This window comes from Patiriisocius marinus (genome assembly GCF_008974325.1).
GTDB lineage: Bacteria > Bacteroidota > Bacteroidia > Flavobacteriales > Flavobacteriaceae > Patiriisocius > Patiriisocius marinus.
This window is the reverse complement of the sequence record NZ_BKCG01000007.1, coordinates 63,941-76,860: the sequence shown is the minus strand read 5'-3', so window position 1 is coordinate 76,860 and position 12,920 is coordinate 63,941. Positions and strand designations below refer to the sequence as shown.

11 protein-coding genes are annotated in these 12,920 nt (G+C 34.4%); 4 read left to right on the top strand and 7 right to left on the bottom strand.

What is annotated here, in order from left to right:
• The first annotated feature begins 57 nt into the window (after positions 1-57).
• Positions 58-1,071: an NAD-dependent epimerase/dehydratase family protein gene (locus GBH57_RS12375; RefSeq protein WP_151674812.1), complete on the top strand. Its 1,014-nt coding sequence runs from the start codon at positions 58-60 to the stop codon at positions 1,069-1,071.
• Here the strand turns inward: GBH57_RS12375 and GBH57_RS12370 are convergent.
• The 3 genes from GBH57_RS12370 to GBH57_RS12360 are packed head-to-tail and all read right to left on the bottom strand — an operon-like array spanning position 1,053 to position 3,679.
• The gene (locus GBH57_RS12370) at positions 1,053-1,604 is read right to left on the bottom strand and encodes a DUF4296 domain-containing protein (protein WP_151674811.1); all 552 of its coding nucleotides are present in this window, start codon (positions 1,602-1,604) and stop codon (positions 1,053-1,055) included. The genes GBH57_RS12375 and GBH57_RS12370 overlap by 19 nt on opposite strands.
• 3 nt (positions 1,605-1,607) lie before the next feature.
• A complete protein-coding gene (locus GBH57_RS12365; RefSeq protein WP_151674810.1) occupies positions 1,608-2,948 on the bottom strand; it encodes a dihydroorotase in 1,341 nt (446 codons plus the stop codon).
• A complete protein-coding gene (locus GBH57_RS12360; RefSeq protein ID WP_151674809.1) occupies positions 2,948-3,679 on the bottom strand; it encodes a polyprenol monophosphomannose synthase in 732 nt (243 codons plus the stop codon). Before GBH57_RS12360 ends, GBH57_RS12365 begins: the two co-directional genes overlap by 1 nt.
• Before the next feature lie 119 nt (positions 3,680-3,798).
• Here GBH57_RS12360 and GBH57_RS12355 point away from each other — a divergent pair, with 119 nt between their 5' ends.
• Positions 3,799-4,452, top strand: a complete 654-nt coding sequence (locus tag GBH57_RS12355; protein WP_161596100.1) for a DUF4271 domain-containing protein — start codon at positions 3,799-3,801, stop codon at positions 4,450-4,452.
• Between the two features lie 26 nt (positions 4,453-4,478).
• Positions 4,479-5,225 (top strand): uroporphyrinogen-III synthase, encoded by a 747-nt coding sequence (locus GBH57_RS12350; protein ID WP_151674807.1) that lies wholly within the window; start codon positions 4,479-4,481, stop codon positions 5,223-5,225.
• Positions 5,226-5,404: 179 nt separating this feature from the next.
• On the opposite strand, the gene pckA is transcribed toward GBH57_RS12350, so the two are convergent.
• Both pckA and GBH57_RS12340 read right to left on the bottom strand, forming a co-directional pair.
• Positions 5,405-7,003, bottom strand: a complete 1,599-nt coding sequence (gene pckA, locus GBH57_RS12345; RefSeq protein ID WP_151674806.1) for a phosphoenolpyruvate carboxykinase (ATP) — start codon at positions 7,001-7,003, stop codon at positions 5,405-5,407.
• A gap of 308 nt (positions 7,004-7,311) precedes the next feature.
• Positions 7,312-7,701: a DUF423 domain-containing protein gene (locus GBH57_RS12340; RefSeq protein WP_151674805.1), complete on the bottom strand. Its 390-nt coding sequence runs from the start codon at positions 7,699-7,701 to the stop codon at positions 7,312-7,314.
• 71 nt (positions 7,702-7,772) lie between these two features.
• Between GBH57_RS12340 and GBH57_RS12335 the strand changes: the two genes are divergently transcribed.
• Complete coding sequence (locus tag GBH57_RS12335) at positions 7,773-9,143, top strand: saccharopine dehydrogenase family protein (protein ID WP_151674804.1); 1,371 nt, start codon at positions 7,773-7,775, stop codon at positions 9,141-9,143.
• 100 nt (positions 9,144-9,243) lie between these two features.
• On the opposite strand, the gene GBH57_RS12330 is transcribed toward GBH57_RS12335, so the two are convergent.
• Both GBH57_RS12330 and leuS read right to left on the bottom strand, forming a co-directional pair.
• Positions 9,244-9,936 carry a zinc metallopeptidase gene (locus tag GBH57_RS12330; protein WP_151674803.1) on the bottom strand — a complete coding sequence of 231 codons (693 nt, stop codon included), beginning with the start codon at positions 9,934-9,936 and terminating at the stop codon, positions 9,244-9,246.
• 123 nt (positions 9,937-10,059) lie between these two features.
• A complete protein-coding gene (gene leuS / locus GBH57_RS12325; RefSeq protein WP_151674802.1) occupies positions 10,060-12,918 on the bottom strand; it encodes a leucine--tRNA ligase in 2,859 nt (952 codons plus the stop codon).
• Positions 12,919-12,920 lie beyond the last annotated feature (2 nt).

Genomic DNA, 12,920 nt, shown 5'->3' with positions numbered 1-12,920 from the left:
AAGCAAACTTACATAAATCCTCTTTTTTTACCGCTGATAATACTGTAATTTAGTGGGATGATTTTAGTAACTGGAGGGACAGGATTAGTAGGCAGCCACCTATTATATACACTATTAAGCAAAGGACTAGAAGTGCGAGCAATCCATAGGGAAAGTAGCACTTTTAAAAATGTGAAAAAAGTTTTCAATTACTACACTAACGCTTCTAATGCTGAAATGCTCTTCAATAAAATAAATTGGCACTTTGCATCATTAAACGATATTCCTCAATTGAACGATGCTTTTTTAGGAATTACAAAAGTATATCACTGTGCGGCATATATAAGTTTCGACTCAAAGAAATATTATACTTTAAAAAAAACAAACATTGAAGGTACAGCTAACATTGTTAATCTTTCAATAGCAAATAATATTGAAAAATTATGTTATGTAAGTTCAATTGCAACCATTGGCAATACTATTGATGGAAGTTTAATTAATGAAGAAACTGATTTTAATCCAGACGAAAACAACAATGTTTACAGCCTTACTAAATATGGTGCAGAAATGGAAGTATGGCGAGGCACACAAGAAGGACTAAATGCCGTTATTGTAAATCCTGGGGTAATTTTTGGTTCCGGATTTTGGAATACAGGAAGCGGTGTTATTATGAATATTGGATCTAGAGGAATCCCAATTTACACTCCCGGAAGTGTAGGAGTTGTTGATGTAATAGACGTTGTTAAAGCAATAACATTGCTTATGGAAAGTTCAATAGAAAACGAACGCTTCATTCTTGTTGGAACAAACCCAAACTATAAGGAGCTACTTACATTATTGGCACAACATTTTGGCAAAAAACCACCACACAAATCTATTGCAAAATGGAAATTGAATACCATCAGTAAGCTTGACTGGCTTTCGCACAATCTCTTTAGAACTAGAAGAAAATTACTAAAACCTACCGTAGACTCACTGTATACTATAAGTAAGTATGACGGTAGTAAAATTGAGAAAGAAATAGATTTTAAATACACACCTTTTAATGAAACGCTAGCACGTGTAATACCCCGCTATAAAAGTGAATCTTGATCAGATTCTGCAGGTGTAACATCGATCCCTGAAACTATTTTTTGATTCTCTAAAACTTGAAGTAATTCGAATTGCTTTTGTAAACTATCCTTCGAAATCTCAGGGAATACAATTCTCAAGCTATCCATTTGCGCCTTATCAACGCTATCTTGATAACGAATTGCTAACTGTGTTTTTTTATAACGCGAATACAATGTATCTCGCAATTCTTTTTCTTTAATAAGATTTTGTTGTACTTCAAGAAAAATCTCTTTGTAGACATCTAAATTTGCTGAGTAAAACGCATTACTTTTCGCAAATTGTAAACTATCAATTTGATATTTATTATAAATAATTGAATCTAACTTAATTCCCTTATTTGAAATATCCCTATTCGCAACACTACGGGCAGCATTCATTAAATATGACTCTGATAGTATTTTCACCATGGTAGGCCTATCTATTAAATTAGCTGGTTCTTCCGGCCTCTTTACATCCTGACAAGAAACGAAAGCTAAAATACTCACTAATAATATATAAGCGCTACGGTTCATTAATTATCTATCAAACTCTATACGTTGTCCTTTATTTGCCTCTAATATTCTACCATTATCATAAACTATTTGTCCATTAACAAACGTATATTTAACACGAGACTTAAAGGTAGTTCCTTCAAATGGAGACCATCCACATTTGTATGCTATATTTTCTTTAGTAACTGTCCAAGGAGAATTTGGATCTATAATAACCAAATCAGCTTTATAGCCTTTACGAATATATCCCCGCTCTTTTATCTGAAACAATATAGCGGGATTATGAGCTATTTTCTCTACAAGTTTTTCAACAGTAATTCGTCCTTTATTCACCATTTCAAACAAGGCCTCAACAGCGTGTTGAACTAAAGGTCCACCAGAAGGTGCTTTAGTATAAACGTTATCTTTTTCTTCTAATGTATGAGGTGCGTGATCAGTTGCAATCACATCAATTCTACCCTCATTAAGTGCTTGCCACAATCCATCTCTATCTGCTGCAGTTTTAACTGCTGGATTCCACTTTATTTTAGTCCCTTTTGTAGCATAATCTTCATCTGTAAACCAAAGGTGGTGTACACATACTTCCGCAGTAATCTTTTTATCTTTTAGAGCTTTACGCTTATCAAATAGTTTTGTTTCTTTTGCTGTTGATAGGTGAAAAACGTGAAGCCTAGCTCCTGTTTTTTTTGCTAACTCAACTGCCTTTGATGAGGATAAATAACATGCTTCTTCACTACGAATCAAAGGATGCTTTTCAATTGGAATATCCTCCCCAAATTCTTTTATTGCTTCTGCTAAATTTCTTTTTATTGTTTCTTCATCTTCACAATGAACAGAAATAAGCAAATCGGTTTTAGAGAAAATTTCTTCTAAAATTTCAGGATTATCAACAAGCATATTACCTGTAGAACTCCCTAAAAATAATTTTAATCCAGCTACTTTATTTTTGTCAACCTTTAAAATTTCTTCAAGGTTATCATTTGTTCCACCAAACATAAAACTATAGTTTGCTGCTGAATCCTTTGCTGCTTTAGCAAACTTATCTTCTAGTAAATCTATAGTTGTTGCTTGAGGCACTGTATTTGGCATTTCAATGAAGGTTGTAATTCCTCCAGCTACAGCTGCTTGCGATTCCGTTTTAATTGTTGCTTTATGAGTTAAGCCTGGTTCTCTAAAATGGACTTGATCATCAATCATACCAGGAATAAGGTACAATCCATCTGCTTCAATAATGCGTGTATCTGCGGTTTTTACGCTAATACTTTTGTCAATTTCGACAATATACTCTCCTTCAATAAGCACATCGCCGTTAAAGACTTTGCCCTCATTTACAATCATCGCGTTCTTAATAAGTACGGTATTCATTATATGTCTAGTGTATTAAAAATACTTTTAAATTTCATTTTTAGAACTCCAAAAATAGCTTCGGAAATAATCCCGCTACTCATTTTTGAAACTCCTTTTGTACGATCTGTAAATATTACTGGTACTTCTATAATTTTAAATTTACTCAAATAAGTTTTAAACTTCATTTCAATTTGAAAAGCATAGCCAACAAATTTAATTTTATCTAAATTAATTTTTTCAAGAACGTTTCGGCGATAGCAAATAAATCCTGCAGTGGTATCGTCAATATCCATACCAGTAATCCATCTCACATATTTTGACGCTCCCCATGATAATAAAACACGGTTCATAGGCCAATTAACAACATTAACGCCAGTTACGTATCTAGAACCAATTGCCATATCAAACCCATCTATTTCACAAGCCTTATACAACTTAATTAAGTCGTTTGGGTTGTGTGAGAAATCGGCATCCATTTCAAAAATGTACTCATACGTTTCTTTAAGAGCCCATTTAAAACCAGCAATATAAGCTGTTCCCAAGCCCATTTTACCTTCTCGTTTTAAAAGATGCAACTTACCAGAAAATTCTTCCTGCATGTTTTCTACAATAGCTGCCGTTCCATCTGGTGAGTTATCATCTACTATAAGTACATGAAATGTACGTTGTAGTGAAAAAACATTACGTATAATACGTTCAATGTTTTCTAACTCATTATAGGTTGGAATTACAACTAGGGCTTGCGACATGCAGATCCTTCTTTTTTTGGCAAAGTTACCTTTTTTAAACGAGTTGATGGATATAATATTTTGTTTGTGCAGCTTTTTACACTTTGTGTTTTACCGTACCTTTATCTCAAAATTTAGGATTGGAATATTTGCTTAAAAATACAACTGATATTGATTGGATCACCCTCATTTTAGTAGGTTGTGTCATTCTAGTAGCTTTAACCAAAATCCTTTACCCATTACGTTTTCAAGAATTATTAAAACTACCAATAACTAATAAATATTTTTTTGTTTATGGAAGGAATGACGGAGTTATTCATCCATTTAATGTGTTCTTATTTATTGTTCAAATTGTACTCGCTAGCTTACTACTACTTCTTATTTACAAATGGAAAAACCCATCAATAACATCTATCAACTCCTTTCTATATTTAAAAATATGTATTGGTTTAACCCTTTTTATTTGTGCAAAAATTTTTCTTGAAAAACTAATTGGGGTGATTTTTAATATTTCAGCAATAGTTGACAAATATGTTTACCAAAAATTAAGTTATCGCAATTTAATGTCCATTTTATTTATGGCGATTGTTCTTATTTTGGTTTATATAACCCCAATGTCATCATTTATTTTCTTCACTATTGTCAGTATAGTAGCTATTTTGAACGGTATTGCCTTATTTTCAAGCTACAAGGAACAGCGCAGTATTATTTTACCGCATTTTTTTTATTTTATTTTGTATCTTTGCGCTCTCGAAATTTCGCCTTACATCATTATCTACAAGGTTGTTTTGTAACCGATTTTTCATAAAAAGCCATGCTTATGAAAGTGAAAACTATTTTAATTTCACAGCCTGAACCTAAGGTTGAGAATTCTCCTTACTTTGATCTTATAGAAAGACAAAAGGTAAAAATAGATTTTGTGCCTTTTATTCACGTTGAAGGCGTCTCTGGAAAAGAAGTAAGATCTCAAAAAGTTGACCTAAAAGATTTTACAGCAATTATACTTACAAGTCGAAATGCTGTTGATCATTTTTTCAGAATTGCTGATGAACTTAGATTTAAAGTACCAGACTCTATGAAGTACTTTTGTCAAAGTGAAGCGGTAGCATACTACCTGCAAAAATATGTAGTGTATAGAAAGCGTAAAATTTATGTTGGTAAACGTACTTTTACAGAACTTTCCCCACTTATTAAAAAATACAAAACAGAGAAGTTTTTACTTCCTGCAAGTGATAAGTTAAAGCCAGAAGTACCATTAGTTCTTAACGACCTAAAAGTTGACTGGACTGAATCAGTTTTTTACAAAACTGTAGTAAGTGACTTGAGCGGATTAAGAGATGTATTTTATGACATACTCGTGTTTTTTAGCCCTAGTGGTATTGATTCACTTTTTGAAAACTTTCCAGATTTCGAACAAAACGATACTCGTATTGCTGTTTTTGGAAATACTACTGTAAAAGCGGTTAAAGAAAAAGGATTAAGAGTCGATATACTAGCTCCAACTCCCGAAACACCTTCTATGTCAATGGCTCTTGAAAAGTACATTAAAGAAGCTAACAAGAAGTAACAAAGAAGGATTATACCTCAATAGTAAAAGCGTCCAATGTTCTTAAAAACGTTGGACGCTTTTTTTATAGTTTAATTTTAACTAAGCTGAACTAGAATAGGTGCAATTAGTAGTTAAAATAAAAATACCCTATTTCATTATATGAAATAGGGTATTTTAAATTGTTGTAAGTCTTAAAATTAAACCGCTGGTGCTCCAGCTAAAATTTCTTCATTTGCATGCTCTTCAAATTTCTTGAAGTTATCTTTAAATGAATCTGATAATTCTTTAGCCTGAATATCGTATGCTTTTTCATTACCCCAAGTTGCACGTGGATTTAAAATCTCATCCGGCACATTAGGACATGTTTGTGGAACATCTAATCCAAAGATAGGATGCTTAGCATATTCAACATTATTCAATTCGTTTTCTAAGGCTGCAGTAATCATAGCACGAGTGTACTTTAATTTCATTCGGCTTCCAGTTCCGTAAGGCCCACCAGTCCATCCTGTATTGATTAACCAAACATTTACTCCGGCATCTTGCATTTTCTTACTTAGCATTTCAGCATAAGCAGTAGGATGCAATGGCATAAAAGGCGCTCCAAAACACGCAGAGAAACTTGGTGTTGGCTCGTTTATTCCTTCTTCAGTCCCTGCTACTTTTGCCGTATACCCACTAATAAAATGGTAGGCAGCTTGTCCAGGAGTTAATTTTGAAATAGGAGGCAACACACCAAAAGCATCTGCCGTTAAGAAAAATATATTCTTAGGATTTTTCCCTATTGATGGTACTGCAATATTATCGATGTGATATATTGGATAACTAACACGAGTATTCTGTGTTATAGAAGTATCTGCAAAATTTACGTGGCCTTCACCATCCATTTTTACATTTTCTAATATCGCTCCAGGCTTTATAGCGTTATAAATATCTGGTTCATTTTCTGCTGAAAGGTTAATTACTTTAGCATAACATCCACCTTCAAAGTTGAAGATTGTGTTTTCTGCAGTCCAACCGTGTTCATCATCACCAATTAACTTACGCTCTGGATCTGCAGACAATGTTGTTTTTCCTGTTCCTGAAAGTCCAAAAAAGATTGCTGTTTCACCATTATCCCCTACGTTAGCAGAGCAGTGCATTGGCAATGTGTTTTTATAAACTGGAAGAATAAAGTTTAAAGCAGAGAAGATACCTTTTTTGATTTCACCAGTATACCCCGTTCCACCTATTAAAGCTATTTTCTTCGTAAAGTTTAGAATCGCAAAGTTGTGCTGGCGAGTTCCGTCTTCTTTAGGATCTGCCATAAAACCAGGTGCATTAACGATTAACCACTCAGGGTCAAAACCATCTAATTCACTTTCCTCTGGACGTAAAAACATATTATGAGCAAACATATTAGACCAAGGAGTCTCAGTAATTACTCTAATATTAAGTTTATACGCAGGGTCTGCACAAGCATAACTATCTCGAACAAAAATCTCTTTTGAACCAAGATAATCAGTAACCTTATCGTATAAACGATCAAATTTATCCGTTGGGAATGGGATATTAACATTTCCCCACCATACCTTGTCCCTGGTAACATCATCTTTAACAATAAAACGATCTTTAGGGGAACGTCCAGTAAATTCACCAGTGTTCACAGCTAGAGCACCAGTAGACGCTTCTTTACCTTGACCTTTTTGTATTGTTATATTATGAAGTTCTTCAGAGGAAAGTTGGTAGTTTACTTTCGCATTGTTGATTCCGTATTGTTCAATCGAAATCGTTTTCGTAGTTTGGTTATCAGCCGCCATACTTGTTTTTAATTGTTGTCCTGCAAAAATAAGAAAATGCTTATATTATTAGTGATATTATCCCCTTTATTATTACAGATGATTGTTAATAAGTCAAAATATCAAACCACAATAATTAGGCAACTATCTATAAAACTATCCTCTAATTTAAAGGCAATTAGACTTTGTTTTTATTCTGAAATATTAACGAAACACCCCATTGGCTTAACCTCATCAACAAAATACACCTATCACTAGGCTATAATTGTTTATAGCTATTTTTAGGTAACTAAAATTTCGGCATTGCCATAAAGCAAAAGTTTTAAAATTTATTTTTTAACAACTCCATATCCTAATCTCAACCATCCTAAAATAAACAAGAGACCTCCTAAAGGAGTTATAGGACCTAAAAATGAAACATTAAAAGGCAGCACATTTTTTAAAGCTAATACATAAAGAGATCCTGAGAAAAAGACAGTCCCTAAAAGAAAGAACCAAAACACCGTTGCACGTGTTTTAGAAGAGATTTGAGGAAGGCAGCCTAAAACTAATAAAGCTAAGGCATGATACATATGGTAATGTGTTCCAGTTACATAAATCGCTAAAGAATCCTGAGACACTATTTGCTTTAGTCCGTGGGCTCCAAAAGCGCCTATTGCTATGCACGATGCTGCTAAAATGCAAGCGGTGAGCACTGTTTTTTTATGTAGTATATCCATAGAAGACTGTTCCAATTTTAGTACTTTCGTAACAATTATTACCTTAGGTAAAGGTAACCAAAAACGCAGAAATGAGAAACATACTTATCATAGGAGCAGGTAGATCTGCTACCAGTTTGATTAAATATTTATTAGACAAAAGTGAGAAAGAAGATTTATTCTTAACCATTGGCGATCTAAATATACAGAATGCCCAAAAATTTACAAGTGGACACCCTAATGGCCGAGGAATATTACTTGATGTTTTTAATGAATCACAACGTAAAGAAGCTGTTGAAAATAGCGATTTAGTAATTTCAATGCTGCCTGCTAGATTTCATATTGAGGTCGCAAAGGATTGTATTGAATTTGGAAAACATTTAGTTACCGCATCTTATGTTAGTAACGAAATGCAACTTTTAGATACTAGAGCGAAAGCGAAAGGTTTAGTGTTTATGAATGAAATAGGTCTTGACCCAGGTATAGACCACATGAGCGCAATGTCAGTCATCGATGGAATTAAGGCTAAGGGTGGTAAAATGCTCCTTTTCGAAAGTTTTACCGGCGGTCTAGTAGCTCCAGAAAGTGACAATAATTTATGGAATTATAAATTTACTTGGAACCCTAGAAACGTTGTTTTAGCAGGGCAAGGTGGTGCAGCTGAGTTTATACAAGAAGGAAAATACAAATACATCCCTTACAATAGATTGTTCCGTAGAACCGAATTTATTGAAGTAGAAGGTTACGGGAAGTTTGAAGTTTACGCAAATAGAAATTCGCTGAAATATCAATCTATTTATGGACTAGAAGACGTTCTTACTTTATATAGAGGTACTATTAGAAGAGTTGGTTTCAGCAAAGCTTGGAACATGTTTGTTCAATTAGGAATGACAGATGACAGCTACTATTTACCAGATAGTGAAAACCTAAGTTACCGTGAATTTGTAAATAGTTTTTTACCATACTCACCAACAGATTCTGTAGAGCTAAAACTTCGTCATAATTTAAAGATTGATCAAGATGACCTTATGTGGGAAAAACTTGTTGATCTTGATATTTTAAACAACGAAAAAGTTATAGGAATCAAAGATGCTACACCAGCTCAATGCCTTCAAAAAATACTTGAGGATAGCTGGACTTTAGATCCTGAAGATAAAGATATGATTGTTATGTATCATAAGTTCGGCTACGAACTTAACGGCAAAAAACATCAAATTGACAGTAAAATGGTTGCTAAAGGTGATGACCAAACATACACAGCAATGGCTAAAACCGTTGGATTACCAGTTGCAATGGCTTCATTAAAAATATTAAACGGTGAAATAACAACGCCAGGAGTGCAAGTACCAATTAAAGAAGAAGTATACGCTCCTATTTTAAAAGAATTAGAAAGCTACGGTATTAATTTTACTGAAACTGAAGTACCATACTTAGGCTATAACCCTTCAACTGTTGTTGGGTAATTAATCGCACTTATAGTTAAGCAAAAACCCCAATCAACTTAAGTTGATTGGGGTTTTTATATTTTTAAACTATCTGAAATATTTTGAACTGTTTTAGAAATTAATCTCTAGATCCTAAAAACATACTTACAAAATAAAGAAGCGTCGCTAACGATCCTAATGCAGCTACTAAATATGTTCTTGCTGCCCATTTAAGCGCATCCTTTGCTCCTGCATGCTCATCTGGTGTTACCATATTCTCATTTTCTAACCAAGCTAATGCACGATTACTTGCATCATACTCTACTGGTAATGTGATGAAAGTAAAAGCAGTTGTTACAGCAAATAACAAAATTCCTATTAAAAATACTGTGCTACCAAAAGCCATTCCTGCTACAGATAAACCTAGCCCAGCCATAATAACTATATTAGATAACTTACTAGAAATACCTACCGCTGGAACAATAGCAGAACGCATTTTCAACCAGCTATATGCAGTTGCATGTTGCACTGCGTGACCAACTTCGTGAGCAGCTACTGCCGCTGCCGCTGCATTTCGTTCCGAATAAACCACTTCACTTAAATTTACTGTTTTGTTTGCTGGATTGTAGTGATCTGTCAACTGGCCTTTCACTGAGATTACCTCAACATCTGTTATACCATTATCAGCTAGCATTTTTTCAGCTATTTCTCTCCCACTCATTCCGTTTTGCAACTGGATTTGTGAATATTCTTTGAATTTACTTTTCAGTTTATTGCTTACATATGAGCTTACTAAAAAGATAACACCTGCAACTATATAATATCCTATCATTTTTGTTTCTTGTTTTTTGCCTTAGATACCTAAGGAGTTTTTATTTAAAATAAAGATAGCAAAAAGCGTGCAGTTTTTGCTGCACGCTTTTTTCAGCACTATTAATTTTTCATCATCTTGAGCTTAACCTACGATGTTTACAATCTTTCCTGGTACAACAATTACTTTTTTAGGTGTTCTACCATCTAAAATTTGCTGTGTTTTTTCATGTGCCATAACAGCAGCCTCAATATCATCTTTACTCAAATCTAACGGCAACTCCATTGTAAACTTCATTTTACCATTAAATGAAATAGGATAATTCTTGCTGCTTTCTACTAAATGTTTTGGCTCAAAAACTGGAAATGCTACTGTAGCAATACTTTCCGTTTTTCCTAATTTACTCCATAACTCTTCAGCAATATGTGGTGCGTAAGGTGAAATCAAAACTGCTAAAGGCTCAAGTATATTGCGTGAATTACATTTTTGAGCAGTTAATTCATTCACTGCAATCATAAAAGTTGATACCGAAGTATTAAAACTGAAATTTTCAATATCCTCTTGTACTTTCTTAATTGTTTTATGTAAAGTCTTTAATGCATCTTTAGAACCATTTTCTTCTGAAACGTTAAAGCTTTCATTTTCTCCACCGTGGTATAATTTCCACAATTTCTTTAAGAATGAATGTACGCCCGTCAATCCTGCTGTATTCCAGGGTTTAGCTTGCTCTAATGGCCCAAGGAACATTTCGTACATACGTAACGTATCTGCTCCGTATTGCTCGCAAATTTCATCTGGATTTACAACATTGTATTTAGACTTAGACATTTTTTCAACCTCACGGCTTACTTTAAAAGTTCCATCTTCTTCAGTTATAAATTCAGCATTTTTAAATTCTTCTCTCCAATTTCTAAAAGCTTCAACATCTAATTCATCAGATGTATTAACTAAAGATACATCTGCGTGTAGAGGCTGTATACTTTGGTCAGTAATTTTAGTTGCAGAAACAAACGTATTTGTTCCTTCAATTCTATTTACAAAAGCACTTGTTCCTAAAATCATCCCTTGATTAATCATTTTCTGGAATGGCTCATCAACAGTTACAAAACCTCTATCATGTAAAAATTTAACCCAGAAACGGCTGTACAATAAATGCCCTGTTCCGTGTTCGCTTCCTCCTATATAAAGGTCTACGTTTTTCCAATAGTCTAATGCTTCTTTACTTGCAAAAACGTCTTCATTTTTAGAGTCCATATATCTAAAGAAGTACCATGAACTTCCTGCCCATCCTGGCATGGTATTCAATTCTAAAGGAAATACGGTTTTATTATCAATTAAATCATTGCTTACAACAGCATTTGCGTTGCTATCCCAAGCCCACACATCTGCTCTACCCAATGGCGGCTCTCCTTCTTCGGTTGGCAAGTATTTTTCAACCTCTGGTAAACGAATTGGCAAATGTTCCTTTGCAATCATTTGTGGCATTCCATCAACATAGTACACAGGAAAAGGTTCTCCCCAATAACGTTGTCTAGAAAACACAGCATCACGCAAACGATAATTTGTTTTCCCTTTACCTGCACCTAATTTTTCTAACTCGTAAATGGCTAGCTTTAGTGCTTTTTTATATTTTAATCCATTTAGAAAATCGCTATTTGCAATTACAGTTCCTTCTTTGTCTGTATGTGCTGCTTCGCTAATATCAACTCCTTCAAAAACATTAGGGATTGGTATTTTGAATTTAGTTGCAAAATCCCAATCACGTTGATCACCACAAGGTACTGCCATTACAGCTCCTGTTCCATAACCAGCTAATACGTAATCCCCAATCCAAATAGGAATAGGCTCTTTTGAAAACGGATGTTCTGCATAAGCTCCTGTAAACACACCTGTGATGGTTTTTACATCTGCCATACGCTCACGCTCACTTCTTTTAGAAGTTGCTTCTCTGTAGGCTTCAACTTCAGCTTTTTGATCTGCTGTTGTTAGTTGATCTACTAACTCGTGTTCTGGGGCTAAGGTCATAAATGAAACTCCAAAAATAGTATCAGGTCTAGTAGTAAATACTGGAATTTTAACTCCGTGATCTTTTACTTCAAATGAAACCGTAGCTCCAACAGATTTACCAATCCAATTACGTTGTGTTTCTTTTATAGATTCGCTCCAGTCTATCCCCTCTAACCCTTGTAGTAAACGCTCTGCATAAGCTGAAATACGCATACTCCATTGCGTCATTTTTTTACGAACAACTGTATGACCTCCACGTTCACTTACACCATTTACAATTTCGTCATTTGCTAAAACAGTTCCTAGTGCTGGGCACCAATTTACTTCTGTTTCGGCTAAGTAGGTTAATCTGTATTTTAATAAAATTTCTTGTTTCTTCGTTTCTGAAAATGCCTGCCACATTTCAGCAGTGAAAACTTTTACAGTTTCATCACAAACTGCTTGCACTGTAGTATTTCCGTAGTTCTCGAAAATTGTAACTAGGGTTTTTATGTCTTCAGCTTTGAGTGTTTCGTTATTAAACCAACTCTCAAATAATTGTATAAATATCCACTGTGTCCATTTATAATATGCTGGATTTGAGGTACGTACTTCGCGAGACCAATCAAACGAAAATCCTATTTTATCTAGTTGCTTTCTGTAACCAGCAATGGTGTTTCCTTGTTTGTCAACACCACCTTCAATATTAACCCTTGTAGTATCTGCGGGGTGTTGCCCTGTTTGGATTGCGTATTGTTCAGCAGGTAACCCAAATGAGTCATAACCCTGTGGATGCAATACATTAAAACCTTTATGGCGTTTGTAACGTGCGTAAATATCACTCGCTATATACCCTAACGGATGGCCTACGTGTAACCCTGCACCAGATGGATAAGGAAACATATCTAGTACGTAATATTTAGGTTTTTCGCTATTGTTAGTTGCAGCAAATGTTTGGTGTGAATCCCAATATTTTTGCCACTTTGCCTCAATTTCATTAAAATAATACTTACTCATTG

Bases quoted from the DNA above. Each gene is read 5' to 3' on its own strand.
- GBH57_RS12340 (WP_151674805.1), bottom strand. From the start codon at position 7,701: ATGGATATACTACATAAAAAAACAGTGCTCACCGCTTGCATTTTAGCA.
- GBH57_RS12375 (WP_151674812.1), top strand. From the start codon at position 58: ATGATTTTAGTAACTGGAGGGACAGGATTAGTAGGCAGCCACCTATTA.
- GBH57_RS12330 (WP_151674803.1), bottom strand. From the start codon at position 9,936: ATGATAGGATATTATATAGTTGCAGGTGTTATCTTTTTAGTAAGCTCA.
- pckA (WP_151674806.1), bottom strand. From the start codon at position 7,003: ATGGCGGCTGATAACCAAACTACGAAAACGATTTCGATTGAACAATAC.
- GBH57_RS12365 (WP_151674810.1), bottom strand. From the start codon at position 2,948: ATGAATACCGTACTTATTAAGAACGCGATGATTGTAAATGAGGGCAAA.
- GBH57_RS12360 (WP_151674809.1), bottom strand. From the start codon at position 3,679: ATGTCGCAAGCCCTAGTTGTAATTCCAACCTATAATGAGTTAGAAAAC.
- GBH57_RS12350 (WP_151674807.1), top strand. From the start codon at position 4,479: ATGAAAGTGAAAACTATTTTAATTTCACAGCCTGAACCTAAGGTTGAG.
- leuS (WP_151674802.1), bottom strand. From the start codon at position 12,918: ATGAGTAAGTATTATTTTAATGAAATTGAGGCAAAGTGGCAAAAATAT.
- GBH57_RS12370 (WP_151674811.1), bottom strand. From the start codon at position 1,604: ATGAACCGTAGCGCTTATATATTATTAGTGAGTATTTTAGCTTTCGTT.
- GBH57_RS12335 (WP_151674804.1), top strand. From the start codon at position 7,773: ATGAGAAACATACTTATCATAGGAGCAGGTAGATCTGCTACCAGTTTG.